Here is a 25340-nt window from a genome sequence, read left to right as displayed (position 1 = left end):
AATGGGAGGGGTCACAAATCCCTAGTCGCGCGTGAGCTTGCGGTGCAGGCGGTGCGGCTTGGAGGCGTCCGCGCCGAGGCGCTTCTCGCGGTCCGCCTGGTAGGACTCGAAGTTGCCCTCGAACCAGTGCCAGCGGCCGGGGTTCTCGTCGTCGCCCTCCCAGGCCAGGATGTGCGTGGCCACGCGATCGAGGAACCAGCGGTCGTGGGAGATCACCACGGAGCAGCCGGGGAACTCCTCGAGCGCCTCCTCCAGGGACTCCAGCGTCTCGACGTCGAGGTCGTTGGTCGGCTCGTCCAGGAGCAGGAGGTTTCCGCCCTGCTTGAGCGTGAGCGCGAGGTTGAGGCGGTTGCGCTCGCCGCCGGAGAGCACACCGGCGCGCTTCTGCTGATCGCCGCCCTTGAAGCCGAAGGCCGCCACGTAGGCGCGGCTCGGAATCTCGGAGTCGCCCACGCGGATGTAGTCGTTGCCGTCGGAGACGACCTCCCAGAGGCTCTTCTCGGCATCCAGGCCCTGCCGCATCTGGTCGACGTAGGAGAGCTTGACGGTCTCCCCCACCTCGAGGGTGCCCGACGTGGGCCCCTCAAGCCCCACGATCATCTTGAAAAGCGTGGACTTGCCCACGCCGTTGGGGCCGATCACGCCCACGATGCCGTTGCGCGGGAGCGAGAAGCTGAGGTCGTCGATGAGCACGCGGTCGCCGAAGCTCTTGCAGAGGTGCTCGGCCTCGAGCACCTTGGCGCCCAGGCGCGGGCCCACGGGGATGTGGATGTCGGTGAAGTCCACGCGCTTGGAGGCGCGGGCCTCGGCCTCCATCTGCTCGTAGCGCTCGAGGCGGGCGCGGCTCTTGGCCTGACGCGCCTTGGGGGAGCTGCGGACCCACTCGAGCTCGGCCTTCATCTTCTTGGCGCGGCGGGCGTCCTGCTGGCTCTGCGCCTCCAGGCGTGCGGCCTTCTTCTCCAGGTAGGTGGAGTAGTTGCCCTCGTAGGGGTAGAGCTGGCCGCGGTCCACCTCGCAGATCCACTCGGCCACGTCGTCGAGGAAGTAGCGGTCGTGCGTGACGGCCATGACGGCGCCGGGATAGCGGTGCAGGAACTGCTCGAGCCAGAGCACGGACTCGGCGTCCAGGTGGTTGGTGGGCTCGTCGAGGAGCAGCAGGTCAGGGGCCTCAAGCAGCAGCTTGCACAGCGCCACGCGGCGGCGCTCGCCGCCGGAGAGGATGCTCACCGACGCGTCCGGGTCCGGGCACTGCAGGGCGTCCATCGCCTGCGAGAGCTGGGAGTCCAGGTCCCAGCCGTTGGCGGCGTCAATCTCGTCCTGGAGCTGGCCCATCTCGGCCATAAGGGCGTCGAAGTCCGCGTCGGGGTCTGCCATCTCGGCGCTCACCTGGTTGAAGCGCTCGATCTTTGCCAGCAGGTCGCCGAAGGCCTGCTCTATGTTCTCGCGGACGGTCTTGTCCTCGTCGAGCGGGGGCTCCTGCTGGAGGATGCCCACGGTGTAGCCGGGGCTCAGCATGGCCTCGCCGTTGGAGACGTCCTCGAGGCCGGCCATGACCTTGAGCAGCGTGGACTTGCCCGCGCCGTTGGGGCCCACCACGCCGATCTTGGCGCCAGGGTAGACGCCCACCGTGACGTCGTCCAGGATGACCTTGTCGTGGACGGCCTTGCGGGCTCGGATCAGCTGGTACACAAACTCTGCCATGGGGTTTCTCGCCTCTCTGTGCGGGGCCTGACGTCACATCGAGTCTATCCCAGCCCCCTCCCGCCGAGAAGAAGAACGCACTCCCTGCAGGAGAAATCCGTCACGGGAAGGCCCGGGGGACGGCGCGGGGGCAGCCGTCACGCGGATAGGCCGCGACGTCCCCGGACGGAAGTTGCCACACCCCCCAATCCGCAGCAGGTGGGGACGGACGGCGGCCGCGGCGGCCGAACGACCGGCCTCGACGCGCCGAGAAGAACGTCCGGCCACGCGGTTTTTCTGCCGTTCGCAAGCCGAGCTCCCATATACGACCTCGTACGTGGCACAATCAGACGAGGAAGCACCAGGGGGAAGGAAGGCACATGCCAGAAGGTATCCGCAAGGTCAACGTCATCGGCCACCTGCATCCGGACACGGACAGCATCTGCTCGGCCATCGCGTACGCGCACCTCAAGAATGCCGTCGAGCACACGGACATCTACCAGCCGCGCCGCGCAGGCGCCATCAACCGCGAGACGGCCTTCGTCCTCAACCACTTCGGCTTTGCCGAGCCGGAGCTCATCACCTCCGTCACCCCGCAGATCAAGGACACCGAGATTCAGCGGCAGGGCGGCATCGATGGCGAGATGAGCCTCTTCGCGGCGTGGAACCTCATGCGCGAGGCAAAGACCGACACCCTCTGCGTCACCGACGACGAGAACAACCTCGAGGGCCTCATCGCCGTCAAGGACATCGCCAACGCCAACATGGACGTCTTCGACATGAGCGTGATCGGCGAGTCGCGCACCTGCTACGCCAACATCGTCGACACCCTCAAGGGCGAGATGATCCTCGGCGACCCCACGGGCCGCGTCGCCAGCGGCTGCGTCCGCGTGGGCACCACGCCCGAGATGATGGAGGACACCGTCAAGCCCGGCGACATCGTGCTTGTGACCAACCGGTACGAGACCCAGCAGTTCGCCGTCGAGAGCGAGGCGAGCTGCCTTGTGGTCTGCTGCAGCGCGCACATCTCGAGCAAGGTCATCTCGTCCGCCGAGCGCCACGGCTGCGCCATCATCACCACCCCGTACGACACCTATGCGGCGGCGCGCATCATCTCCATGTCCATCCCCGTGCGCGCCAAGATGCTCTCCGAGGGCATCCTCAAGGTGAGCGTCAACACCTCCGTCGACGACGCGCGCAAGATGATGGCCCACTCGCGCCACCGCTACTTCCCCGTCATCGACGAGAACGGCCACTACGTGGGCCTCGTGAGCTCGCCGAACCTCCTTGCCGCCAAGAAGAAGCACGTCATCCTGGTGGACCACAACGAGCGGTCGCAGTCCGTCGAGGGCCTCGAGCAGGCTGAGATCATGGAGATCATCGACCACCACCGCATCGGCTCCATCGAGACCGAGGGCCCGGCCTACTTCCGCAACATGCCCGTGGGCTGCACCTGCACCATCGTCTACATGATGTATCGCGAGAACGGCGTGGAGATCCCCAAGGACGTCGCGGGGCTCATGCTCTCGGCCATCCTCTCTGACACGCTGGCCTTCCGCTCGCCCACCTGCACACAGATCGACCGCGACACCGCCGCTGCGCTCGCCAAGATCGCTGACGTCGATATCAACGTCTACGCCGACGAGATGTTCGAGGCGGGCGCCGACCTCACCGGGCGCACGGCGGAGGAGGTCTTTGGGGCGGACTTCAAGATCTTCAGCCGCGGCAACGTCAAGTTTGGCGTGGGCCAGGGCAGCTACATGACCGAGAAGAGCCGCAAGGCGGCCGAGGAGCTCGTGGGCCCCTACCTGCGCGAGGCCGCCGCGCTCGAGGAGCTGCCGCTCGTCTTCTACCTCTTTACCGACGTCAAGAGCTCGTCGAGCGAGATGCTGTGGTACGGCGAGGGCGCCGAGAACATCGTCGCGCGCGCCTTTGACACCGACCCCGAGAACGGCATGGCGCGCCTGCCCGGCGTGGTCAGCCGCAAGAAGCAGGTCATCCCCGCACTCATGGCCACGCTCCAGAGCATCCAGGAGGATGCCGACTAGCGCTCCGCCAAGGCACGTGCCACCGGCACGCCCCACCGCCCGTCGGATTCCCGTCCGGCGGGCGGTATATCATTGCTGCGACACAGGACGAAGGACGAACCGAGGAGCCGTCATGGCAGAGTCCCACTTCCTCGCGCTGCTCTCGCGCATGAAGTACATCGAGCGCTGGGCCCTCATGCGCAGCTCGCGCCCCGAGAACCTCTCCGAGCACACGCTCGAGGTGGCGCTCATAGCGCACATGCTCTGCGTGCTGGCCAACGTGCGCCACGGCCGCTCCCTCAACGCCGAGCGAGCCGCCCTCGTTGCGCTCTACCATGACGCATCCGAAATCATCACCGGCGACATGCCCACTCCCGTGAAGTACCACGACGGGACCATCAGAAGCGCATACGGCGCCGTCGAGCGGGGGGCGGAGCGCCAGCTTCTGGAGACGCTCCCCGACGACCTGCGCCCGCACTTCGAGGACGTCCTCTGGATGCCGGGCACCGCGGGGGAGGACGAGACGTACCTCCGCCGGCTCGTGAAGGCCGCCGACAAGATCTCCGCGCTCATCAAGTGCGTCGACGAGCGCCGCGCCGGCAACATGGAGTTCGCGAGCGCGGAGCGCACCTGCCGAGCCGCCGTTGACGAGATTGCCGCGGAGCTGCCCGAGGTCGCGGACTTCGTGTCCGAGTTCCTTCCCTCCTACGGGGCCACCCTCGACGAGCTGCTGTAGATGACGCGAGGGGCCTGCCCCCTCGCATCGCTTCATGAAACGGAGAACCCATGCCCCACGCCCTTCACGCGAGGCTTCCCAAGAACTTCGTCCTCGAGGAGCGCCTCGAGCGCTACTCGGACGCCATTGAGCTCACGCCGGAGCGCTGGCGCGGCCGGTGGGCCGAGGCCTGCTGGCGCGGCATCGGCGCCGGTGCGGAGGCCGGGCGCTACCGCGAGGTCCGCCTCGACCTCGGCTGCGGGAAGGGGGCGTTCGCCGTCGAGGCGGCGCGCCGCGAGCCTGACGTGCTCTTCGTCGCCATGGACGCCGAGCCCATCTGCGTGGCATACGCGGCCCAGCGCGTCTGCGAGAGCGGCCTCCCAAACGTGGTGGTGGTCCCCGGCACCGGGATGTGCATCCGCGAGTTCTTCTCGCCCGGCGAGCTCGCGCGCATTTACCTCAACTTCCCCACACCCTTCCCCCGAAAGCGCGACGCGCACCTTCGCATGGCAAGCATGGAGCGCCTCATGGACTTCCGCGACGTGCTCGTCACCGGCGGCGAGGTCTCCTTCAAGACCGACAGCCAGCCGCTCTTCGACTTCATGCTCACGCAGGTGCCGCTCGCCGGCTACCGCATCGTGCGTGAGTCGCGCGACGCACGGGCGGACTTCCCCGACGAGCCCACGAGCGAGTACGAGGAGCGCCTGAGCGCGCAGGGGGCCAAGGTCCTATCGCTCGCCGTCGTTCCCGGCCCCGCGCCGGAGCATGCCGAGCAGACGGCGGAGCTCTCGCTTGCCGCCTACCTCCCCCAAGACCTCGCCTCGCTCGAGGAGATCTCCTACGCGCCGCACGGCATGCAGGCGACGGTCGCCAACCTCAGGAACCGCGCCGAGCGGCTCTCATCGCGCTCCGCGGGCCGCTAGTCGGGACGCTCCTCCCCGCCGATCGTGGAGCGAGGGTCGGGAATGAACCCCTCGAAGATCACCGGGGCGCCCTCGGCCTCGCTCTCCAGCATCTCGCGCTCGGAGTGAATCGTCCAGGTGACGAGATGCGCGCCAAGCCGGCCGCAGGCCAGACGGACCGCGGGGAGGCCCCGGTCGCGGAACCGGCAGGCGATGAAGTCCGGCCGCGCCGTCACGTTTCCAAGAAGCGCCGTCGCGCCGAGGCGACGCGCCAGGCTGAGGTCCCTGTCGTCCAGGAAGCTCCGCGCGAGCTGGCCGCGCAGGACGTCCGGACGCCGGGCCCGCAGCCACCCGAGCACGCGCGGGTCGAAGCTCTCCACGCAAAAGCGGAGGTCATAGCAGTCGATGCAGGCCATCGTGCGCTCGGCGAGAAGGGACGCGCTGCCGTCGGCGGTCTTGAGCTCGACGATCACCGGGGGCGCGGGCGAGGCGGCGTCGCCCGCGGCGTCAAAAAGCCTCAGCACCTCGTCAAGGGTCGGGATGCCTTCGTCCGTCCCCATGAGCCGGCACTCGCCGAGCTCGGAGAGCGTCAGCTGCTCGACCACGCCCGATCGTCCGCAGACGCGCCCGAGATTCGAGTCGTGAATCACGACGAGCGCCCCGTCGAGCGTGAGGTGGACGTCAAGCTCGACGCCAAACCCCAGCTCCCGAGCCTTGGCGAAGGCGGCAAGCGAGTTCTCGGGGATGCCCTCCGCGTGCAGCCCGCGATGGGCGTAGCGATAGCGGCAGACCTCCGCCCAGCGCTCCTCGAGCCCCTCGTCGCTGCGGCGCGGGGCCACGAGCGCGCACGCGCCCGCCGCGACGCCGACTGCGGCGCCGGCTGCGATTCCCATCGCCCCCAGAACGTCTCGTGCCCTCATGGGTACCCCCTCGTTCGCTTTCCCCCGATGGTAGCAGCCCGACCACCGGGGGCGGACGCCGTCTCGGCTGACGGCGGGCGACGTTGCGGGACCGCTCGCAAAACGCGCCGGGCGCGGGGGCTGAATGGGTAGTAACGTAGTGTGCTCGCAACTTCACGCCACCCGGCGAGCAACTCGAGGAGGCACCATGGCAAAGATAACCCCCGGTAACCGCGTGTACCTATATCAGCTGCTCTCGCGCGAGCTTGGCGTGAACCGCCAGACGCTCCTGCCACGCGCCGAGGAGGCGCTCGTCGCGGACGGGCTTGCGCCCGCGGACCTCGGCTGCGCCGACATGCGCGAGCTCTGCGAGCAGCTCCCCGAGTTCATCAAGCTCACGGTGTTCAAGAAGGGCTACGTGTACGCCACTGTCCTCGCGTGCGAGGAGTACGACCGGGCGCTCGAGCGCACCCAGGACGCCGGGGACAAGGCCGCGGCGAGCGGAAAGCCCTGGAAGCGCAAGCGTGGCGCGAAGGCGCTCAAACCCGTGAGGCCGCGGCACATCGAGCCGCCTGCCAAGAAGGACGAAAAAGACGAGAAGGACGGCGACGCCGTCGTCGAAGCCGTGGTGCCCGACGGCACGGAGGCCGCGGGCGGGGCCGCGCCCGCGGAGGTGGCCGCGCACGAGGGAAAGCCGACGAGCTCCGTCGGGGAGACCCCAGAGGCCGCGCCGGAGCCCGAGGCAGAGGCCGCGCCGGAGCCCGGGGCAGAGGCCGCGTCGGAGCCCGAGGCAGAGGCCGTGTCGGAGCCCGGCGCGGCCCGCGCGGAGGAGGGCCCCGCGGAGGTAGCCCCGAGTGATGTGGCACCGTCTGGGGAGGAGGCGTCCGGCGCCGACGTCGACGGGCCGGGGGCGCCCGTCGAGCCCGGGCACGAGCCCCCCATCTCGTTCACCATCACCTACGTGCCCGAGGCCCCCTCCCCCGACGCCATCGCCCTGCCCGACGTCGCCCCGCGCGTCCGGCCCGACCTCCCACGGGACTTCCATGCGGACATTCGCTGCTCGGACGAGCAGCTCAGCCTCCTCTACCAGGTGCTCCCGCCCAACGTGGACCCGCTCGCCGTGCTCGAGGAGGACTTCCGCGCCGCCCGCTCCACCGGCGCGCTCGAAGGCACGCGGAGCAACGTCTCCTTTGCCCTTCGATACCTGCAGGCCGACGGCGTGACGCCCGTGCGCGTCACGCTGCGCCGCTCCGTCCGCCCGGTCGCCGGGAAGCGCTGGGCGCTCACCGAGGTCGAGGCCGGGACGGCGGAGGAGGTGGGCCTCGAGGGGCTCAGCGCCGCGGCCTGCGGGCCGTGGAGCGCCTTCGCCGAGGCCGCGCCCGACGGCGTGGACCCGCTGCGGGCCCTCACCTCGACCGTCGCCCTCGGGCCCTGGGACGAGGCGCTTTCCGCCCTGGCCGCGCTCGCGGCGCCGGAGCCCTGGGGTGAGGGACTGGCCGTCCTCAGGGACTACCTCACGATGACGGTCGCACGCATCGTCTCCGAGGGGAAGGTCGCCGTCTCCCCTGACGGCGCGGCCGCCTCCTTTGACACGGGCCTGCTCACGGGCGACGGGGCGCCCATCTACGCCCTCCTCTCCCCGCTCGAGGGCGACATCCCCTGGCAGCTGGCTGAGTTTTCCACCGCGGGAGCGGGCGAGCCGGCGCTCTACCTCACCGCCCTCGCGGAGGCCGCCTTCGACCGGAGCGTCCCGGCACCCGACTTTTCCGGTGCCGCGCTCGTCATGCGCTGCCCGCGCGCGGCGACGCCCGCCTATGACCCCGTCTCGAACAGGACCGTCCTTCTCGTCCCCGACGGAGGGTCCGCGCTCGCCCTGCTCCCGACGGAATCCGGCTACGAGCGAATAGCCACGCTCTCGCTCTCCGACGGCTATGCCTGTGCCCGCGTGGTCAGCGCAGAGCTGCCGGCATGGCTCAGGGGATGAGGAGGCTGCCCCTTTCGTCCCCCTCGTGTGTCCAACGCGTCTCAAACTGACGGCGCTTGGGGCGGCGGCCCCAAGCGCCGTGCTACATTCTTCCCCGTGAGCACCCACGACCCCGGAGGCACGCATGGCCAAGATCGAGATGAAGACCCCGCTCGTCGAGATGGACGGCGACGAGATGACCCGCATCATCTGGCAGATCATCAAGGATGAGCTCATCTGCCCGTACGTCGACCTCAAGACCGAGTACTACGACCTCGGCCTTGAGAACCGCGACAAGACCGACGACCAGGTCACCGTTGAGTCCGCCGAGGCCACCAAGCGCCTGGGCGTCGCGGTCAAGTGCGCCACCATCACCCCCAACGCCGCGCGCGTGGAGGAGTACGGCCTGAAGCAGATGTGGAAGAGCCCCAACGGCACGATTCGCGCCATCCTGGACGGCACGGTCTTCCGCGCCCCCATCGTGGTGCGCGGAATCGACCCCGTGGTGAGCTGCTGGAAGAAGCCCATCACCATCGCGCGTCACGCCTATGGCGACGTCTACAAGAACTCCGAGATGCGCATCGACGGCCCGGGCAAGGTGGAGCTGGTCTACACCGCCGAGGACGGCACCGAGCGCCGCGAGCTCGTCCACGTCTTCGACGGCCCCGGCGTGGTCCAGGGCCAGCACAACCTCGACGCCTCCATCGAGAGCTTCGCGCGCAGCTGCTTTGAGTACGCGCTCTCCACGGGCCAGGACCTCTGGTTTGCCACCAAGGACACGATCTCCAAGACCTACGACCACCGCTTCAAGGACATCTTCGCCGACATCTACGAGGCCGAGTTCCGTACCAAGTTCGAGGCCGCGGGCATCGAGTACTTCTACACGCTGATCGACGACGCCGTGGCCCGCGTGGTCAAGTCCGAGGGCGGCTTCATCTGGGCCTGCAAGAACTACGACGGAGACGTCATGAGCGACATGCTCTCCTCGGCCTTCGGCAGCCTGGCAATGATGACCTCGGTGCTCGTCTCGCCGCACGGCTACTTTGAGTACGAGGCGGCCCACGGCACCGTCCAGCGCCACTACTACAAGCACCTCAAGGGCGAGCCCACGTCCACCAACTCCGTTGCCACGATCTTCGCCTGGACGGGCGCCCTGCGCAAGCGGGGCGAGCTGGACGAGCTGCCCGAGCTCGTGGACTTTGCCAACCGCCTCGAGGAAGCCACGATCCACACGATCGAGTCCGGCCGCATGACCGGCGACCTCGCCCGCATCACCTCGCTCGAGAGCCCCGAGACGCTCGGCACGCGCGAGTTCATCCTCGCCATCCGCGAGACCCTCGACGCCGAGGCCTAAAGGCGGCCCGTCGGGTCCTGACAAAGGTTGACAAAGGTGACAGGGTCAACTGTCATGAAAACTCATGACAGTTGACCCTGTCACCTTTGTCAAGTCCCGTCGGGCCGATCACATGTTGCCGGTGAGCGCCTCCTTCACGATGGCGGCGCACTCTCGCAGGGTGGCCTGGGGCAGGTAGAGCGGGTTCGTACGGGCCGCCAGGCCATAGGCATCGGGCAGCCCGTTCTTCTTGGCAATGCGCAGCGCGCGGTAGAGGTGAAAGTCGTTGGTGACAATCGCGACCGTCGCGTCCGGGGCAAGAAGAGCGGAGGAGTTGCGGACGTTCTCCACCGTGGTGCCCGACCGCCCCTCCTTCGTGATGCGCGCACCATCCAGTCCGCGCGCCTCCAGATACTCCGCCATGGCGTCCGCCTCGGTCAGGGGCTCTCCAAAGCCCTGCCCGCCAGAGACGATGCAGGAGGTCCCGGGGTTCTCGTCCAGATACGCGAGCGCCGCCTCAAGCCGAAATCGCAGGGTCTCGCTGGGATAGCCGTCGGGCCTGAGCCCGGCGCCCAGCACCACGAGACAGTCCACCCCCGCGGGCGGCGTCACTGCCGCCGTGGTGGCTATGAGCGCCGAGAGCCCGCCCACGACGATCGCGCCCACCACAAACGTGGCGCAGATCGCAAAGCGAGCCCGCTCCACCCGGGAGGCGACGAGCAGGGCGGCTCCCAGCGCCACCCACACCAGAAAGAACCCTCCCGCCGGATAGAGCGCCGCCATGAGCGCCCCGTATGCCAGAAAGATGATTCCCAGCGCCGTCAGCGCCACAACCATGCCGCTTCACCCCCGCTCGCCCATTGGTGCCCGCCGTCCGGGCATCCATGGGCACAATGGTACTAGGCTCAGCCCGCGGCAAACAAACCTGACGTTACTGTCACCTGACGAGAGGGGGCCCACATGCCCGTCGTCATCGCCGTAGCCGTACCGCACCCGCCCCTCATCGTCCCCGGCGTGGGGCACGGGCGCGAGCGGGAGATCCAGCCCACCGTGGATGCCTATCGCGAGGTCGCTCGGCGCGTCGCCGCCCTTGGGCCGGACACAATCGTCATCTCGAGCCCGCATACGAGCATGTACCTCGACTACCTCCACATCGCTCCCGGTCCTGGCGCACGGGGGACGTTCTCGCAGTTCGGGGACAGCGCAGATGGCTCGCGCGTCAACTATGACGAGGAGCTCGTCACCGAGCTCTGTCGCCTCGCGCGGGAGGAGGAGCTGCCCGCCGGCACCGCCGGAGAGCGCGAGCGGGACCTCGACTGGGGCGTCCTCGTTCCGCTCCACTTCATCCAGGCCGCATACGACGACCTGCGGGCCACAGGCCAAGAGCCCTCCTCCTACCGCGTCGTCCGCATGGGCATCTCCGGCCTCTCGCCGTTGCAGCACTACCGCATGGGACAGCTGATCGCACGGGCGGCGGGTCGTCTGGGCCGCCGCGTGGCCTACGTGGCCTCCGGCGACCTCTCGCACAAGCTGACGGCGGACGGCCCATACGGCTTCTCGCCGGACGGCCCCGTCTTCGACAAGCTCGTCTGCAAGGCCCTCGGGAACGGGGACTTCCTCTCGCTGATGACGGCGGACCCGGGCCTGTGCGAGCGCGCTGCCGAGTGCGGCCTACGCTCCTTCCAGATCATGGCCGGCGCGCTCGACGGCACGCCCGTCACCGCCGAGCTGCTCTCGTACGAGGGGCCCTTCGGCGTGGGGTACGGCGTCGCGTGCCTCCTGCCCTCTGGACCCGAGGGGTCCGACCCCGACCGCGCCTTCGGAAAGGCGTACGAGGCCTGGCATGCCGCCGACATGGAGCGCCGTCGAGCCGGGGAGGACGCGTACGTGGCGCTCGCCCGCGCCTCGCTCGAACACCGCGTTGGCACGGGGCGGAGCCTGCCCGTCCCGGACGGCCTTCCCCCGGAGCTGCTCTCGCGCCGCGCCGGGGCCTTCGTCTCCCTCACCAAGAGCGGTCGGCTAAGAGGCTGCATCGGCACCATTGCCCCCACGCGTGCGAGCCTCGCGGAGGAAATCGTGGCCAACGCGGTCTCGGCCGGCCTCCACGACCCCCGCTTCCCGCCCGTCACGGCCGAGGAGCTCCCCGATCTCGTCTACGACGTCGACGTCCTCGGGGACCCGGAGCCCGTTGAGGGCCGCACGGGGCTGGATCCGCGCCGCTATGGCGTGATCGTGAGCGCGCCGGGCGGGAGGCGCGGCCTTCTCCTCCCAGACCTCGACGGTGTGGACACGGTCGAGGAGCAGCTGCGCATTGCCGCGCGCAAGGGCGGGATCGCGCTCTCGGAGGAGGGCGTCTCCATAGAGCGCTTCGTCGTGGAGCGCCACCGGTGAGCGCGGGCGAGAAGGGCGGGGCGCTCGTCTGCACCGCCTGCCCGCGCCGCTGCCGCCTGGCCCCGGGGGCGCTCGGCGCGTGCCGCGCGCGGCGCAACCGCGGCGGCACGGTCGCGCCGGAGGGCTACGGGCGCTTGACCTCCATTGCGCTCGATCCCATCGAGAAGAAGCCGCTCGCGCGCTTCAGGCCGGGAACGTACGTGGTCTCCGTCGGGGGCTACGGCTGTAACCTGCGCTGCCCCTTCTGCCAGAACTGGGAGATCTCCCAGGCGGGCGAGAAGGACGTGGGCTGGCGCGAGGTCATGCCGAGCGAGCTGGTTGCGCTCGCCGTCGAGGCCCGCCGACGCGACCCGCGCGTCTCCGGCATCGCCTACACCTACAACGAGCCGCTCGTCTGTTGGGAGTACGTCCGCGACTGCGCCCGGCTGGCGCACGAGGCGGGCCTCGTCAACGTGGTCGTCTCCAACGGATGCGTGGGGCGACGCGTGCTCGACGAGCTCGAGGGGCTCGTCGACGCGGCGAACATCGACCTCAAGGGATTCTCGGACGCCTTCTACGATGCCTGCGGGGCAGTGCCGGGCTCGCTCTCGTGCGTCCGGGCCACAATCGAGCGGCTCGCAGCGGACCCCGCCTGTCACCTGGAGGTGACCACGCTCGTCATCCCCGGCATGAACGACGGGGACGACGAGATGGACGAGCTCTCTTGCTGGCTTTCCAGCCTCGACGGTGGCCACGGGCGGGAGACGGTGACCCACCACGTCACGCGCTTCTTCCCGTGCTGGCGGCTCACGGACCGAGGGCCCACCCCCGTCTCGACCGTGCGGAGGCTGGCCGACGTCTCACGCCGCCATCTCGCCCACGTCTACGTGGGCAACTGCTAGCGTCTCGTCGGCGCTAGCGAATCACGCGGACTCGCTCGGACGCGGGGAGCTTATCGATCGGGGCCATCGGCGCGGCAATACCGCCGAAGACCATCTGCGAGGCGAGCGCCCACTGCGCGGGGATGCCCCAGCGGGCCTTGACCGCATCGTCGATGAGCGGGTTGTAGTGTTGGAGGCTTGCGCCAACGCCCTTCTCGGCAAGCGCGTTCCAGACGTTGACCTCGATCATGCCCAGCGCGTGCTCGGCAAAGCCGTCAAAGGCGGCGGCGTAGGTGGGGAACCGAACCTTGAGGTCCTCGACGGCGGGGCGGTTCTCAAAGAAGAGCACCGTGCCCGCACCGGCGGCAAAGCCGGCGAGCTTCTCGGCCGTCGGGGCGAAGGACTCCGCAGGCACGATGGCCTCGAGGGTTGGGCGCACTATCTCATCCCAGAGCGCGCGATGCTGCGCGCCGAGAAGGACCACCGCGCGGCCGCTCTGCACGTTGAAGGGAGAGGGCGTCGCCACGACGACGTCCTCCACGGTGCGGACGAGCTCGTCCTCGGAGATGGGAAGCCGATCGCTCAGCGCGTAGACGCTGCGGCGACGGTTGATGATGTCAAGGTAGCTCATGGGGCTCCTTAGGGTCACGGGGTGTCGTTATCCCTCTCGTTCCCAAATTGCTACCAATCTAATCACATATAGCTCGAGAGAAGAGGCCCGGGTCCAGCGTTCGGGCTCGGGCCATCCCTCGAAGCCTATTCCTTGCCGTTCCAGCAGTAGGTGCAGACCTTCTTGCGGTCGATGCCGATGGCCTCGAGCATGCCGTCGAGGCTCTGGTACTCCAGCGAGTCGAAGCCCATCTCCTCGCAGATGGAGCGCAGCAGGCAGCGCCCGCGCTCGGAGCGGCCGTCCGCGTACTCGTCGAGGTGCTTCTCGCCCTCGTCCCCCTCGAGCTCGCGGACCTTGCGGCGCGCGATGAGCTCGTACTCGGAGCGGCTGCGGGAGAACGAGAGGTACTTGCAGCCGTACATGATGGGCGGGCAGGCCGAGCGCATGTGGACCTCGGAGGCCCCCGTGTCGCGCAGGAAGTCGATCGTCTCGCGCATCTGGGTGCCGCGGACGATGGAGTCGTCCACGAGCAGCAGGCGCTTGTCGCGGATGAGCTCGGGCACCGGGATCTGCTTCATCTTTGCCACGCGGTTGCGGACCTCCTGGTTTGCGGGCATGAAGGAGCGCGGCCAGGTGGGCGTGTACTTGACGAAGGGGCGCGCGAGCGGAACGCCGGACTCGTTGGCGTAGCCGATGCCGTGCGGCAGGCCCGAGTCGGGCATGCCGGCGACATAGTCGACCTCGGGGAGCAGGCCCGCCTCGCGCTCGTCGCGGGCCATGATGGCGCCGTTGCGATAGCGCATGCACTCGACGTTGACGCCCTCGTAGTTTGAGTTGGGATAGCCGTAGTAGACCCAGAGGAACGCGCAGATGCGCATCTCGTCGCGCGGCTCGGAGAGCGTCTCGTAGCCGTCCGCCGTGATGCGTACGATCTCGGCCGAGCCGAGCTCGTACGCATCGACATAGCCGAGCTTGCCGTAGGCGAAGGACTCGAAGGTCACGCAGTAGCCGTCTTCGTCCTTGCCGATGAGCACCGGCAGGCGGCCCATCTTGTCGCGCGCGGCGATGAGCGTGCCGTCCTCGGTCATGACGAGCAGCGTGAGCGAGCCCTCGATCTCGTCCTGCGCGTAGCGGATGCCCTCGACGATGCTCCCCTGCGAGTTAATGAGCGCGGCCACGAGCTCGTTGACGTTGACCGCGCCCGACCCCATGGCGCCGAACTGGTGGCCGGCCTCCTCGAAGCGCGCCACGAGCGCATCCTGATTGGCGACGGCGCCCACCGTGGAGATGGCGTAGACGCCAAGGTGGGAGCGGACGAGCAGCGGCTGCGGGTCGTTGTCCGAAATGCAGCCCATGGCGCAGGTGCCCGAGAGGTCGGGCAGGTCATGCTCGAACTTGGTGCGGAACGGCGTGTTCTCAATCGAGTGGATCTGCCGGTTGAAGCCGCCCCCCTCGCGGCACGACACCATGCCGGCACGACGCGTGCCGAGGTGCGAGTGATAGTCGACGCCAAAGAACACGTCGAGTGCAACGTCGCGATGCGAGACCGCGCCAAAGAACGCTCCCATGAGTACCTCCCCGTCTGCGGCGCCGCCCCCGCGCAGCCCGCGTCCTGCCAACTGTCACAGTATATCGTCCGGCACGCGCCGACGAGGAACGCGAGAAGAACGTGCGTGAAATAGTTACAGGCTTCTGGGTAGGAGGAAGGCATCCGCGCGGCGACCCCCGCCGCGCCCAACGGAAAGGACTCTCCCATGAAGTTCACCAAGGTCGTCGTCGCCGGAGGCGGCGTGCTCGGAAGCCAGATCGCCTTCCAGTGCGCGTACAGCGGGTGTGACGTCACCATCTGGCTCCGCTCGGAGGGCTCCATCGAGCGCTGCCAACCCAAGCTCGACCACCTGCGCGAGGTCTACCTCGCCACGCTCGAGGCCATGAAGACCAACCCCGCCGCCTACGCCTACGGCCTTCTCCCCCGCGAGGACGTCACGCCCGAGACCTGCGAGACCGCCAAGGCGCGCGTCGAGGCCGCCTACGAGGGGATCCGCCTCACCACGAGCTATGAGGAGGCCTTCTCCGACGCCGACCTCGTGATCGAGTGCATCGCCGAGAACCCCCAGCAGAAGATCGAGTTCTACACCGCCGTTGCCCCCATCATGCCCGAGCGGACCATCGTGGTGACCAACTCCTCCACGCTCCTTCCGAGCGCCTTTGCCGAGCACACCGGCCGTCCCGACAAGTACCTCGCGCTGCACTTTGCCAATGAGATCTGGAAGAACCCCACCGCCGAGGTCATGCCGCACCCCGGAACGGACATGGCGCACTTCGACGAGGTGGTCGAGTTTGCCGCGGGCATCCGCATGGTGCCCCTCAAGGTCATGAAGGAGCAGCCCGGCTACCTGCTGAACAGCATGCTCGTGCCCTTCCTCACCGCCGCACAGGCGCTCTGGGCCGGTGAGGTGGGCTCGGTCGAGGACATCGACCTCGCCTGGAGGCTCGGCACCGGCGCGCCGGCGGGCCCGTTCCAGATCCTCGACATCGTCGGGCTGACCACCGCCTACAACATCACGCTGCTCGACCCTGCGGCAGCCGACCCCACCACCATCAAGGGCCGCATCGCCGCGCTGCTGAAGGAGAAGATCGACCGCGGCGAGACCGGTCGCGCCGCCGGCAAGGGCTTCTACGACTATCGCTAGCACGGTCCGGGGGCGGCGCGTCACGACGTGTCGTCCCTTTTTCATGAGCCTTCTTCGTCTCGGTATGCCAATTGTTAGATTGGGTATACTTCAAAACAAGTTAGCTCAGTCAAACAGAAAGGTTCGCCATGAGCAAGATCGCAAAGGTATATGGTCGCGAGGTGCTCGACTCCCGCGGCAACCCCACCGTCGAGGTGGAGGTCACGCTCGAGGACGGCTCCCTCGGACGCGCCATCGTCCCGTCCGGTGCGTCCACCGGCGAGTTCGAGGCCGTCGAGCTGCGCGACGGAGACAAGGACCGCTATCTGGGCAAGGGCGTCACCCAGGCGGTGGCACACGTCAACGACGAGCTCGCCGCCGTGCTTGTGGGCCGCGAGGCCACCGACCAGCGCGGCGCCGACGAGGCCATGATCGCCGCCGACGGTACCCCCAACAAGGGTCGCCTGGGTGCCAACGCAATCCTCGGCTGCTCGCTTGCCATCGCGCGTGCCGCCGCGGCCTCCGCGGGGCTGCCGCTCTACGCCTACCTGGGCGGCCCCAACGCGCACACCCTCCCCGTCCCGATGATGAACATCCTGAACGGCGGTGTCCACGCGGACAACAACGTCGACTTCCAGGAGTTCATGATCATGCCCGTGGGCGCCCCGGACTTCGCGACCGGCCTTCGCTGGTGCGCGCAGGTCTACCACACGCTCAAGGACACCCTCAAGACGGCCGGACTCTCCACCGGCGTGGGCGACGAGGGCGGCTTTGCCCCCGACCTCAAGACCAACGCCGAGCCCTTCGTCTACCTGATGGAGGCCGTTGAGGCAGCCGGCTTCAAGCCGGGCGAGGACTTCATGTTCGCCATGGACCCCGCCACCTCCGAGTGCTACAACAAGGAGACCGGCATGTACGAGCTCAAGGGCGAGGGCCGCACGCTCACGTCCGACGAGATGGTCGACTACTGGGCCGAGCTCGTCGAGAAGTATCCCATCATCTCCATCGAGGACGGCCTGGCCGAGGAGGACTGGGACGGCTGGGTCAAGCTCACGGAGCGCCTCGGCAAGAAGGTCCAGCTCGTGGGCGACGACCTCTTCGTCACCAACACCGAGCGCCTCAAGAAGGGCATCGAGGTGGGCGCCGCCAACGCCATCCTCATCAAGGTCAACCAGATCGGCAGCCTCACGGAGACGCTCGACGCCATCGAGATGGCCAAGCGCGCCGGCTATACCGCCGTGGTCTCCCATCGCTCCGGCGAGACCGAGGACACCACGATTGCCGACCTCGCGGTAGCCACCAACGCCGGCCAGATCAAGACCGGGGCCCCCGCCCGCACCGACCGCGTGGCCAAGTACAACCAGCTGCTCCGTATCGAGGACTCCCTCGGCGCGAGCGCCGAGTACCTGCAGAAGGCGGCATTCTACAACCTCGCATAAACGCCGAGCGGGAACAGACCGTCAAACTCTGGGCGCGCCCTCGGACCATCCGAGGGCGCGCCCTTCTGCAATCAAGCGGATAGTGTGAAATAATCCCGTCTTCCCCTGCAATCAGCGGCTTAGTGTGAAGCCCCTCTCGCCCATATCCTGGGATTTCCAGCGGAGCAAACGGTTTGACATCACATAACCGCAGGTCATCGTCAGGCCTCTACCCACGGAGGTCCCCGCAGAGCTTCACACTATGCCGCTGACTGCATGAGACTGCCGTCGATTTTCGCACTATCCGCTCTTTTGCACACCGGCCTGCCCCACCCGAACCCTGAGGTATGCTTACAGCAGCGCAAACGACGAAGGGAGCACCCCAAATGGCCGAGAGATGCGTGCTGGTAGGACAGTCGGGCGGGCCCACCGCCGCCATCAACGCGAGCCTCGCCGGCGTGATTGCCGCAGGCATCCTCGAGGGAGCGCGCGTCGAGGGCATGCGCTATGGCATCCAGGGATTCCTCGACGGCCGCTCCGTGCGCCTCGACGAGGCATTCGTCAGCAGGGTCGACCTCGAGCTTCTTCGTAACACCCCGGCGAGCTGGCTCGGGAGCTGCCGCTTCAAGCTCCCCGCGCCCGGAACGGATGATGTCGTCTACCAGCAGCTCTTCGAGCGCTTTGAGCAGCTAGGGGCCTCCGCGGTCCTCTACATCGGCGGCAACGACTCCATGGACACCATCTCCAAGCTCGCCGCCTATGGCCAGAGCACCGGGAGCGACATCCGCTTCATCGGCGTGCCCAAGACCATCGACAACGACCTCGTGGGAACCGACCACACCCCCGGCTACGGCAGCGCCGCGCGCTTCGTGGCGACCGCCATGAACGAGCTTGCCTACGACGCCGACGTCTACAACCTCAAGAGCGTCACCTTCGTCGAGATCATGGGGCGCGACGCCGGCTGGCTCACCGCCTCGAGCGCCCTTGCCTTCGTCGAGCCCGACCTCGTGCTCCTTCCCGAGGTCCCGCTCGACGAGGATGCCCTCATCGAGCGCCTCATCCAGGCGCTCGAGAAGAAGAACACCGTGATGGTGGGCGTGAGCGAGGGCGTCCGCACGCCAGACGGCAAGCTCATCTGCGAGCGTGCGGCCGCGCCGGGAGTGGGGACCGATGAGTTCGGGCACCTCGCCATGCTCTCGGGCGCCAGCCGCTACCTCGCCGCCCTCACCAAGGAGCGCATCGGCTGCAAGACCCGCGCCGTCGAGCTCTCCACGCTCCAGCGCTGCGCGAGCTACGTCGCCAGCAGGACCGACCTCAACGAGGCCTACGACGTGGGCTATGCCGCCGTCGAGGCCGCCTTTGCCGGCGAGACCGCAAAGATGTGCGCCATCGAGCGCGTCTCCAACGACCCGTACGAGTCCCGCACCAAGCTCATCGACGTTGCCGCCGTGGCCAACCAGGTGCGCAACATCCCGAGCGAGTGGATCTCTGCCGACGGCATGGGCATCGGCGACGAGCTGCGCGCCTACATTCGCCCGCTCATCGGCGAGCTCCCCGCCCAGCTCGCCTCGCTCGACTAGGCCCGTCGGGGGGCGCCCCGCGCCCCCCGGCAGCCCCTACTGGCGCAGGTGCATCGCCGTCTGGGTCACGCGCGCCACGGGCGTGCCCAGCTCGTCCGTGACGAGGCAGTTGTAGAACCCCAGCGTGCGCCCGTTCTTGTCCACGTCCGCCGTGGCGATGAGCCTCTCGCCCTTTGCGGCGCTCATGAACTCAATCGAGCTGCTCACGGACACCGTCACCGGCTCGCCCACGTTGGACGCCACGGCAAGGGCGAGGTCCGCCACCGTGAAGATGGCGCCGCCCATGACGCCGCCCTTCTCGTTTCGGTGGCCGGGCGTGATGTCGAACTCGCACACCGCATGCCCCCGCGAGGCCTCAACCACGCGGCAGCCACACGCGTCCGTCGCAAAGCGGTCGTTTCTGAAGACCCGCTGCACTTCCTCGAGTGAGGCATCCTCACCAATCAAAGCCATTCTTCCTCCTTCACCGTCACGCCCAGAAGCCCTGCCAGCTGCACCGCCTGCGGGGCGCTCACCACGACGCCGCGCAGATCGCGAAAGTCCCCGGACACGCGTATTCCCGATATGTCGCACGTGGAGAGGTCGATGCCCGAGAGACTCGAGCGATAGACCGTCGCCCACGTGAGGTCGCAGTCACCGAGCTCCACGTGAGAGAGCTTGGTGAGGAACAGGTTGAGCTCGGAAAGGCTCGTTGCTCCCGCGCGCAGGTGGCTCACGGAGGCCTCCGAGAGGTCACAGTAGTCAAACTGGGAGTCCGCCATGAGGACACCGGTGAGCCGACCCTTGCCAAAGCTCATGCCCGGTGCCGAGCACGACCGGAAGTCCACCCGGTTGAGCCACGAGCGCGCCATCGTGCAGGAGATGAAGCGGCAACTCAGAAACTGAACGTCCGTGAACGTGCAGCCTGAGAAGTCCACGCCCTCAATGACGCAGCCGCGAAACGCCACGTTCTCAAAGGCGGCGCCGACGGCGGAGACGCCGTCAAGCTGTAGCCCGGAAAACGCCGTTCCCCGCACGCGCGCCTCACCGGACGCCAAGCTGGCGAGAAGGACGTCATGCCCCATATGCTCGCCAAGGTCCGGCGTGACCTGAGCGAAGCCCTTCACCTGCCTCGGTCGAGCCACGGTCAGCCCACCTTGACGATCTTGGTCCCATGCACCTCGGAGACGCCCAGCGCGGCGGCGACTTCCTCGGCGTTCTCCCAGGTGATGCCACCACCCGGGAGAATGATGATGCGCCCGGCCGCGCGGTCCACGTAGGCGCGCAGGCGGTCAAGGTTGTCCGCGATGGGCGTGCCGGCAGCACCGCCGTGCGTGAGGATGCGCTCCACGCCCCGTGCGGCGAGCCAGTCTATAACGGGGAGCTGATCCTCCGGCGCCAGTGCGTCAAAGGCCATGTGGAAGGTCACGGCCACACGGCCAGGGGCCTCGGGGGTGTCCTCGTGGGCAAGACGAATCAGCTCTGAAGTAAGCTCGGTGTCCAAACGGCCGCCGCGCAGGCAGCCGAAGACCACACCGGTGATCCCTAGGCTCTTGGCCATGATAAGGTCCTCGCGCATCATGACGGCCTCGGCGGGAGTGTGCTCGAAGCTGCCGCCGCGCGGGCGAATCATGCACATGACGTCAACGCTCTTCTCGCGCGCGAACGCGACGGCCGCGCGAATAACGCCGTAGCTCGGCGTGGTGCCGCCCACGGCGAGGTTGTCGCACAGTTCAATGCGCGCCGCACCCGCGGCGACCGCAACCGGAACGTGCTCCATGTTCTCGGCGCAGAACTCCCTTGTCAGCATGGGTTTCTCCCCTCGTTGCCCTTCTCGCCAGTATGCCACGAACACCCGACAAAACTGGCTCCGCCTCTCTTTGATAGCTAAGAGGTAACCGGAATTCCCGAGGACCGCCCAGAAGAACCGTAGGCAAACAGCCCAGATAAGAAGCCAGGACCCTTCCCGGGGCCCTGGTTTGTGATTCTGGCGCAACCAGAAGTCGGGTGTTCGAACGAGGCTGCTACAGCAGCGCGGCCTCCCACTCCGCCTCGCGAAAGCCCACGAGCACGAAGTCCTCCCCCACCACGATGGGGCGCTTGACCATCATGCCGTCCTCGGCGAGAAGCGCAAAGGCGTCGGCGTCCGCCATGCCCGCGTCGAGCAGCGCCTTCACGTTGCGCTCGCGGTAGAGCCGACCGCTCGTGTTGAAGAAGCGGCGAACGGGAAGGCCCGAGCGAGCCTGCCAGGCGGCGAGCTCGTCTGCCGTGGGGTTGTCCTCGACGATGTGCCGGTCCGCGTAGCTCACGCCGTGCGCGTCCAGCCACGCCTTGGCCCGCTTGCAGGTGCTGCACTTGGGATACTCAACAAAGAGCACGTCAGCCATGGTGTTTCCTCCCGTCCGTTGCCGTGGCGCCAGTGTAGCACGCGCAGAGGGCGGATTTACGCCCCATCGAGCTCGGCAAGCACCTGACCAATTGCGTGGGGAATTCCTACCACAAGTGCGTTGCCCATGCAGAAGGCCCGGTGCCCGTCAGTCATACCCGTATTGGTCCACCCGCGCGGGAACCCCTGGAGCTGGTCAAGCTCGTCAGGCACCAGGCGGCGATACCGACCATCCGCCGTCTTAATCACATGCTTAAACCGAGAGGCACCACGCCCTCCCTCGCCCGTCAGAATCGTGCGAGAAGGACGATCAAGCGCGTCCGGGAACGCCATGGACCCCTCAGAGTACATGTATTCGAAACCCGTCTTCTTGTTGACGCGCTTCTCGCGTTTTGCGCCCTTGAGATACTCCCATTGAGACAGCTTGTCCAGCTCGATATAGAACTCCTCGGGCACCTCTGCATCGGGAACAAGCACGTCACCAAGCGTACGACGTGGCCCCTCGTATGCCTCCACAATCTTGCAGCTTGCCGCACGGCCATCCTGCATGACACCCGCGTCCATGAACGGGGACAGCTTGCCACCCTTGTTGAAGTCTCGCGTGGCAATGTAGGGATCATCCGGAATCTCAACGTAAGAAATCACGGACGAATTTGGCTCCTCAATGGGAAAAGCCCGCGCCATGAGCCCTCGCGCAATCTGTTGCCCAAGGTCCCACTCCTCCCCCACGAATCGAGCGAGGATATAGGTGCGCTTGCGGCGCTGCGGAAAACCGTACTCTGCGCTGTTCACCACACGCCACTCAACGGAGTAGCCCAGGTCATTGAAGCAGGAGAGGATAATTGCGAAATCACGCCCACGCTGAGATGCCGGGCTCTTGAGCAGGCGATCGACATTCTCGAGCAGCACGTATCGGGGTCGCTTGTGCTGAAGGAACCTGTAGATGTCCCACCAGAGCACGCCTTTCTTGCCCTCGATACCGCCCGCTTGGGAAAGCGGCTTGGCGACGGAGTAGTCCTGGCAGGGAAAGCCTCCCACCACCATGTCCACGTCGGGAATCTCGATTTCCCCGTGCTCGAATTTGTCGAGAACAACGTGAATATCCTCGTTTACCACGGCGTCTTCGCCAAAACGTGCGCGATAGCAACGCGCCGCGAACTGCTTGGCCTCGGTTCCGGGAGGCTCCCATTGATTCGCCCAGACAGTTTCGTAGGGGCCCGCCGCAGGCAGCTCCATTTGCGGCTCGTTGGGGTTATGGTATCCCTCAAGGCCCAGCCTGAACCCGCCGACACCCGCAAAGAGCTCGGCCACTCTAATAGTCTTCTGTGACGACACGTTTCTCCATTCGCTTTCTGTGTCGCTGTTGCCAGATCATCATAGCCGATCGAGGCGACAAGATCAAGATCTCTAGAGGTATTGCTCCTGTGCCAGGCGGTCCGCCACCCACTGCTTCCTCAACCAGAAGTACTGGAGATACATCCTCACGTCATTAATGACAAGCGGCTTTCTTGACGAGTCGGAGCTGTCTCCCCTCACAAAGACCGCCTTTGCATCCTTTGACTTGGGAAAATTGGGCGCCGACCTCGGGACACCGTTCTGGTTCACTATCTGCGCGCCATCTTTCCTTAGAACGGGGATGTCTTTAAGCTCGTCTTCGACTATGAGGCGACGTACCTCTTCCCACACCATACGGGCCTCGTCGACCACCTCGTCGTCAAGGACGAGCCACTTGAAGCCTTCGAAGACATTCTCAGAGAGTGGGGCCTCCCGAGAAGGCTCGGAAAAGACGGCGCAGAGAAACCTGCCCTCAAAGCACTCCTTGGCGGCAGAATCCTCCCAGGAAACGTCCTCGTTCATCACTTCATCGAAGTCAATCCTTGCAAACTTCATATCCTCGGAAAGCCGCACGGCGCCGCTGGCCAGCGTCATGCTCTTGCACTGAATGCCCGCCTTGGCAAAGGTGTCGATGCGCGAAATCTTCTTCTCACTGCCGCCAAACATGCGGACAAGCAGGCCTTCGTTTACGCTCTTGCCCGCAAGCGAACCCCCAAAGTGAAGTTCCCTCGCAAGCTCCGCCACGGTCGTCCCACCGTAGTCACGGCGAATGTCCTGGCACACGCGCTCAATGTCGGCATAGCTGGAAAGGAGCACCGGAAGCCGCTCTAGCTCCGCGTGGGCAAAGTGCTCCTTGACCATTGACGTCACAGTGGAGCGCTTGAGTCTCCAGCGCGGCTTGTTGGGCCATTTCGGAGATGTGTCCGTATACATAAGCTTTCTGTTGAGCTCATGGCTTATCTTGGGGTACTCCTCGTCTGGGTCAAGCCCCTCCTGATGAACGCGCGCCACAAAGTCCCGCACGATCTGCCAGTCTGACCTGAGAACCTCACGGTCGTCGTCGTTCCAGTCGTGCAGCTCATAGTCAATAAACGGGAAGCGCTCGTACTCAAGAGCGTCATCAACTTTCTTTGCTTTTCCATCGTTATAGAGATAATAGGCAATGAGCATGTGCTCGAGCTTATGCCAAAACGCCGAGCTAGTGAACTCCTCTTTCCAAATCTCGTCAACCGAGACCGCTGTAACAGACATGGGCTCCTTGGCCTCAAGGTCTCTCAGCTCGCACTTGTCCAACCCGGAAGGCCCGGGCTTTGAACGACGCTGCCGGCCCCCGCCTTCGCTCTTTGCGCCAAAAACGAGACCCGTTGTCTTCACCTCGTACGGAATACCATCAATTTTTATATCAGGCTCCTGCCGAACGTCAGGCGGGTAGCCCAGCACCGACTGTTCAATGACCGCTCCTGCCACGCCCTTGTTCTTGGGCTTTCCCGTAAAGACGCCAGTCTTGTCAATCTCTCCAAGGGTCTTGCCCCTACAGCTCTCAAACTTTCGAACTATTTCCTCGCGAGAAAAACAGTGCTTGCTGTTTGCGTTCTTCTCCACGGAGCTCACCCCAAATCCATGTGGGCGCAACAGGAACTTGCAGACGGAGAAAGTTTACTCGAACGCGCCTACATGCGAGATTCCAAGCGAGCTCTCCCGTCGATTCATAGCGATTATTTTCAGCGCCAGCGCCCCGCATACGGCGGGGTTGAATGGGTTTGGGAGAAAAGGCTCGCAAAAGGACGGGGTTGCGCGTCGGAAACGCGCCCAAAATGACCCCTCGTGCGAGGGCCGCAGAATTGTTTGGTCCGGCGACCAATGAGAGGGCCCCACGGGGCCACAACGGCGCCGATTGCGGAGCGCCCATCCGCCCCCGTCCCGCCCAGCGCTATACTTTCTGCAACCGACCGACGGGAGGCGCCCATGGCCAGCGGCAGACCCATCAGAAACATCATCTTTGACATGGGCAACGTGCTCATGACCTTTGACGGGCCGCGCTTCGCAGGCCTTTTTACGGACACGCCCGAGGACGCGGAGCTGCTCGACGGCGCGCTTTTTGGCACCACGATGTGGTCGCTTTTGGATTCCGGCACCATCAGCCACGAGACCATGCGACGCTACGCGCTCGCCCACCTGCCCGAGCGCCTGCACCCCAACCTCAACGAGTGCTTCGACCATTGGCCGGAGCACTCCGAGCCCATTGCCGCCACCAACGAGCTCGGCATCCGCCTCAAGCGCGAGGGCTACGGCATCTACGTGCTCTCCAACGCTAACACCCGCATCATGGACCAGCTCGGGCACGCGCCCGTCACGCCATACCTCGACGGCTGCGTGGTCTCGGCCAAGGAGCGCATCATGAAGCCGGACCCGGCGATCTTCCGCCTGCTCTGCCTCCGCTATCGGCTCGACCCGGCGGAGTGCCTCTTCGTTGACGACAACGCGGACAACTGCGAGGGCGCACGGGCGGCGGGCATGCACGCGTTCCACTACCAGGACAACATCGCCGAGCTCGAGGCCAACGTGCGCCTGCTCAGCTAGGCGCGCTCGG

General features: G+C 66.6%; 22 protein-coding genes. 11 read left to right on the top strand and 11 right to left on the bottom strand.

The window, feature by feature from the left end; genetic code table 11:
* Window positions 1-21: 21 nt before the first annotated feature.
* A complete protein-coding gene (gene ettA, locus BQ7391_RS04420; protein WP_075279471.1) occupies window positions 22-1701 on the bottom strand; it encodes an energy-dependent translational throttle protein EttA in 1680 nt (559 codons plus the stop codon).
* A gap of 359 nt (window positions 1702-2060) precedes the next feature.
* On the opposite strand from ettA, the gene BQ7391_RS04415 reads away from it, so the two are divergent.
* From BQ7391_RS04415 to trmB, 3 genes are all read left to right on the top strand, one after another.
* Window positions 2061-3728: a putative manganese-dependent inorganic diphosphatase gene (locus tag BQ7391_RS04415; protein ID WP_075279470.1), complete on the top strand. Its 1668-nt coding sequence runs from the start codon at window positions 2061-2063 to the stop codon at window positions 3726-3728.
* 112 nt (window positions 3729-3840) lie between these two features.
* Window positions 3841-4443: a 5'-deoxynucleotidase gene (gene yfbR / locus BQ7391_RS04410; protein WP_075279469.1), complete on the top strand. Its 603-nt coding sequence runs from the start codon at window positions 3841-3843 to the stop codon at window positions 4441-4443.
* A gap of 50 nt (window positions 4444-4493) precedes the next feature.
* Complete coding sequence (gene trmB, locus BQ7391_RS04405; RefSeq protein ID WP_075279468.1) at window positions 4494-5345, top strand: tRNA (guanine(46)-N(7))-methyltransferase TrmB; 852 nt, start codon at window positions 4494-4496, stop codon at window positions 5343-5345.
* Here trmB and BQ7391_RS04400 read toward each other — a convergent pair.
* The gene (locus tag BQ7391_RS04400; RefSeq protein ID WP_083662094.1) at window positions 5342-6244 is read right to left on the bottom strand and encodes a glycerophosphodiester phosphodiesterase family protein; all 903 of its coding nucleotides are present in this window, start codon (window positions 6242-6244) and stop codon (window positions 5342-5344) included. The two genes, trmB and BQ7391_RS04400, sit on opposite strands and share 4 nt — an antisense overlap.
* A 187-nt stretch (window positions 6245-6431) precedes the next feature.
* On the opposite strand from BQ7391_RS04400, the gene BQ7391_RS04395 reads away from it, so the two are divergent.
* The gene (locus tag BQ7391_RS04395) at window positions 6432-8207 is read left to right on the top strand and encodes a DUF3825 domain-containing protein (RefSeq protein WP_075279467.1); all 1776 of its coding nucleotides are present in this window, start codon (window positions 6432-6434) and stop codon (window positions 8205-8207) included.
* A gap of 124 nt (window positions 8208-8331) precedes the next feature.
* Window positions 8332-9540 carry an NADP-dependent isocitrate dehydrogenase gene (locus BQ7391_RS04390; RefSeq protein WP_075279466.1) on the top strand — a complete coding sequence of 403 codons (1209 nt, stop codon included), beginning with the start codon at window positions 8332-8334 and terminating at the stop codon, window positions 9538-9540.
* 108 nt (window positions 9541-9648) lie between these two features.
* On the opposite strand, the gene BQ7391_RS04385 is transcribed toward BQ7391_RS04390, so the two are convergent.
* Window positions 9649-10356 carry a YdcF family protein gene (locus tag BQ7391_RS04385; RefSeq protein ID WP_075279465.1) on the bottom strand — a complete coding sequence of 236 codons (708 nt, stop codon included), beginning with the start codon at window positions 10354-10356 and terminating at the stop codon, window positions 9649-9651.
* Between the two features lie 123 nt (window positions 10357-10479).
* Here BQ7391_RS04385 and amrA point away from each other — a divergent pair, with 123 nt between their 5' ends.
* Together amrA and amrS are read left to right on the top strand one after the other, a co-directional pair.
* Complete coding sequence (gene amrA, locus BQ7391_RS04380; protein ID WP_075279464.1) at window positions 10480-11910, top strand: AmmeMemoRadiSam system protein A; 1431 nt, start codon at window positions 10480-10482, stop codon at window positions 11908-11910.
* The gene (gene amrS / locus BQ7391_RS04375) at window positions 11907-12791 is read left to right on the top strand and encodes an AmmeMemoRadiSam system radical SAM enzyme (protein ID WP_075279463.1); all 885 of its coding nucleotides are present in this window, start codon (window positions 11907-11909) and stop codon (window positions 12789-12791) included. Before amrA ends, amrS begins: the two co-directional genes overlap by 4 nt.
* Window positions 12792-12804: 13 nt before the next feature.
* On the opposite strand, the gene BQ7391_RS04370 is transcribed toward amrS, so the two are convergent.
* The gene (locus BQ7391_RS04370; protein WP_075279462.1) at window positions 12805-13401 is read right to left on the bottom strand and encodes a nitroreductase family protein; all 597 of its coding nucleotides are present in this window, start codon (window positions 13399-13401) and stop codon (window positions 12805-12807) included.
* Window positions 13402-13526: 125 nt separating this feature from the next.
* Window positions 13527-14948: an amidophosphoribosyltransferase gene (locus tag BQ7391_RS04365; RefSeq protein ID WP_075279461.1), complete on the bottom strand. Its 1422-nt coding sequence runs from the start codon at window positions 14946-14948 to the stop codon at window positions 13527-13529.
* A 186-nt stretch (window positions 14949-15134) separates the two neighbouring features.
* Here BQ7391_RS04365 and BQ7391_RS04360 point away from each other — a divergent pair, with 186 nt between their 5' ends.
* From BQ7391_RS04360 to BQ7391_RS04350, 3 genes are all read left to right on the top strand, one after another.
* On the top strand, window positions 15135-16073 hold the full coding sequence (locus BQ7391_RS04360; RefSeq protein ID WP_075279460.1) for a 3-hydroxyacyl-CoA dehydrogenase: 939 nt from the start codon (window positions 15135-15137) through the stop codon (window positions 16071-16073).
* Window positions 16074-16201: 128 nt separating this feature from the next.
* Entirely contained in the window at window positions 16202-17491 is a 1290-nt protein-coding gene (eno, locus tag BQ7391_RS04355; RefSeq protein WP_075279459.1) for a phosphopyruvate hydratase, read from the top strand.
* Between the two features lie 365 nt (window positions 17492-17856).
* Window positions 17857-19050, top strand: coding sequence for a diphosphate--fructose-6-phosphate 1-phosphotransferase (locus tag BQ7391_RS04350; protein WP_075279458.1), 1194 nt, complete (start codon window positions 17857-17859; stop codon window positions 19048-19050).
* 36 nt (window positions 19051-19086) lie between these two features.
* On the opposite strand, the gene BQ7391_RS04345 is transcribed toward BQ7391_RS04350, so the two are convergent.
* From BQ7391_RS04345 to BQ7391_RS04320, 6 genes are all read right to left on the bottom strand, one after another.
* Window positions 19087-19503: a PaaI family thioesterase gene (locus BQ7391_RS04345; RefSeq protein WP_075279457.1), complete on the bottom strand. Its 417-nt coding sequence runs from the start codon at window positions 19501-19503 to the stop codon at window positions 19087-19089.
* A complete protein-coding gene (locus BQ7391_RS04340) occupies window positions 19494-20174 on the bottom strand; it encodes a pentapeptide repeat-containing protein (protein WP_235858618.1) in 681 nt (226 codons plus the stop codon). The genes BQ7391_RS04345 and BQ7391_RS04340 overlap by 10 nt, the downstream gene beginning before the upstream one ends.
* A 2-nt stretch (window positions 20175-20176) precedes the next feature.
* The gene (locus BQ7391_RS04335) at window positions 20177-20839 is read right to left on the bottom strand and encodes a copper homeostasis protein CutC (protein WP_328586761.1); all 663 of its coding nucleotides are present in this window, start codon (window positions 20837-20839) and stop codon (window positions 20177-20179) included.
* A gap of 214 nt (window positions 20840-21053) precedes the next feature.
* The gene (locus BQ7391_RS04330) at window positions 21054-21416 is read right to left on the bottom strand and encodes an arsenate reductase family protein (RefSeq protein ID WP_075279456.1); all 363 of its coding nucleotides are present in this window, start codon (window positions 21414-21416) and stop codon (window positions 21054-21056) included.
* A gap of 56 nt (window positions 21417-21472) precedes the next feature.
* Window positions 21473-22750 (bottom strand): DNA (cytosine-5-)-methyltransferase, encoded by a 1278-nt coding sequence (dcm, locus tag BQ7391_RS04325; protein WP_075279455.1) that lies wholly within the window; start codon window positions 22748-22750, stop codon window positions 21473-21475.
* Window positions 22751-22822: 72 nt separating this feature from the next.
* On the bottom strand, window positions 22823-24352 hold the full coding sequence (locus BQ7391_RS04320) for a MutH/Sau3AI family endonuclease (RefSeq protein ID WP_159437348.1): 1530 nt from the start codon (window positions 24350-24352) through the stop codon (window positions 22823-22825).
* 363 nt (window positions 24353-24715) lie between these two features.
* Here BQ7391_RS04320 and BQ7391_RS04315 point away from each other — a divergent pair, with 363 nt between their 5' ends.
* Entirely contained in the window at window positions 24716-25330 is a 615-nt protein-coding gene (locus BQ7391_RS04315; protein WP_075279454.1) for an HAD family hydrolase, read from the top strand.
* The last annotated feature ends 10 nt before the right edge of the window (window positions 25331-25340 follow it).

The organism is Thermophilibacter provencensis (genome assembly GCF_900128445.1).
In the GTDB taxonomy this organism is placed as follows: Bacteria; Actinomycetota; Coriobacteriia; order Coriobacteriales; family Atopobiaceae; genus Thermophilibacter; species Thermophilibacter provencensis.
The sequence above is the reverse complement of the archived record's forward strand: the minus strand, read 5'-3'. Positions and strand labels throughout refer to the sequence as shown.

Coding starts and splice junctions, on each gene's coding strand:
- BQ7391_RS04360 (WP_075279460.1), top strand. CDS start 15,135: ATGAAGTTCACCAAGGTCGTCGTCGCCGGAGGCGGCGTGCTCGGAAGC.
- BQ7391_RS04385 (WP_075279465.1), bottom strand. CDS start 10,356: ATGGTTGTGGCGCTGACGGCGCTGGGAATCATCTTTCTGGCATACGGG.
- eno (WP_075279459.1), top strand. CDS start 16,202: ATGAGCAAGATCGCAAAGGTATATGGTCGCGAGGTGCTCGACTCCCGC.
- BQ7391_RS04350 (WP_075279458.1), top strand. CDS start 17,857: ATGGCCGAGAGATGCGTGCTGGTAGGACAGTCGGGCGGGCCCACCGCC.
- BQ7391_RS04365 (WP_075279461.1), bottom strand. CDS start 14,948: ATGGGAGCGTTCTTTGGCGCGGTCTCGCATCGCGACGTTGCACTCGAC.
- BQ7391_RS04330 (WP_075279456.1), bottom strand. CDS start 21,416: ATGGCTGACGTGCTCTTTGTTGAGTATCCCAAGTGCAGCACCTGCAAG.
- BQ7391_RS04395 (WP_075279467.1), top strand. CDS start 6,432: ATGGCAAAGATAACCCCCGGTAACCGCGTGTACCTATATCAGCTGCTC.
- BQ7391_RS04400 (WP_083662094.1), bottom strand. CDS start 6,244: ATGAGGGCACGAGACGTTCTGGGGGCGATGGGAATCGCAGCCGGCGCC.
- BQ7391_RS04345 (WP_075279457.1), bottom strand. CDS start 19,503: ATGGCTTTGATTGGTGAGGATGCCTCACTCGAGGAAGTGCAGCGGGTC.
- BQ7391_RS04415 (WP_075279470.1), top strand. CDS start 2,061: ATGCCAGAAGGTATCCGCAAGGTCAACGTCATCGGCCACCTGCATCCG.
- BQ7391_RS04335 (WP_328586761.1), bottom strand. CDS start 20,839: ATGCTGACAAGGGAGTTCTGCGCCGAGAACATGGAGCACGTTCCGGTT.
- amrA (WP_075279464.1), top strand. CDS start 10,480: ATGCCCGTCGTCATCGCCGTAGCCGTACCGCACCCGCCCCTCATCGTC.
- ettA (WP_075279471.1), bottom strand. CDS start 1,701: ATGGCAGAGTTTGTGTACCAGCTGATCCGAGCCCGCAAGGCCGTCCAC.
- BQ7391_RS04390 (WP_075279466.1), top strand. CDS start 8,332: ATGGCCAAGATCGAGATGAAGACCCCGCTCGTCGAGATGGACGGCGAC.
- trmB (WP_075279468.1), top strand. CDS start 4,494: ATGCCCCACGCCCTTCACGCGAGGCTTCCCAAGAACTTCGTCCTCGAG.
- yfbR (WP_075279469.1), top strand. CDS start 3,841: ATGGCAGAGTCCCACTTCCTCGCGCTGCTCTCGCGCATGAAGTACATC.
- BQ7391_RS04315 (WP_075279454.1), top strand. CDS start 24,716: ATGGCCAGCGGCAGACCCATCAGAAACATCATCTTTGACATGGGCAAC.
- BQ7391_RS04370 (WP_075279462.1), bottom strand. CDS start 13,401: ATGAGCTACCTTGACATCATCAACCGTCGCCGCAGCGTCTACGCGCTG.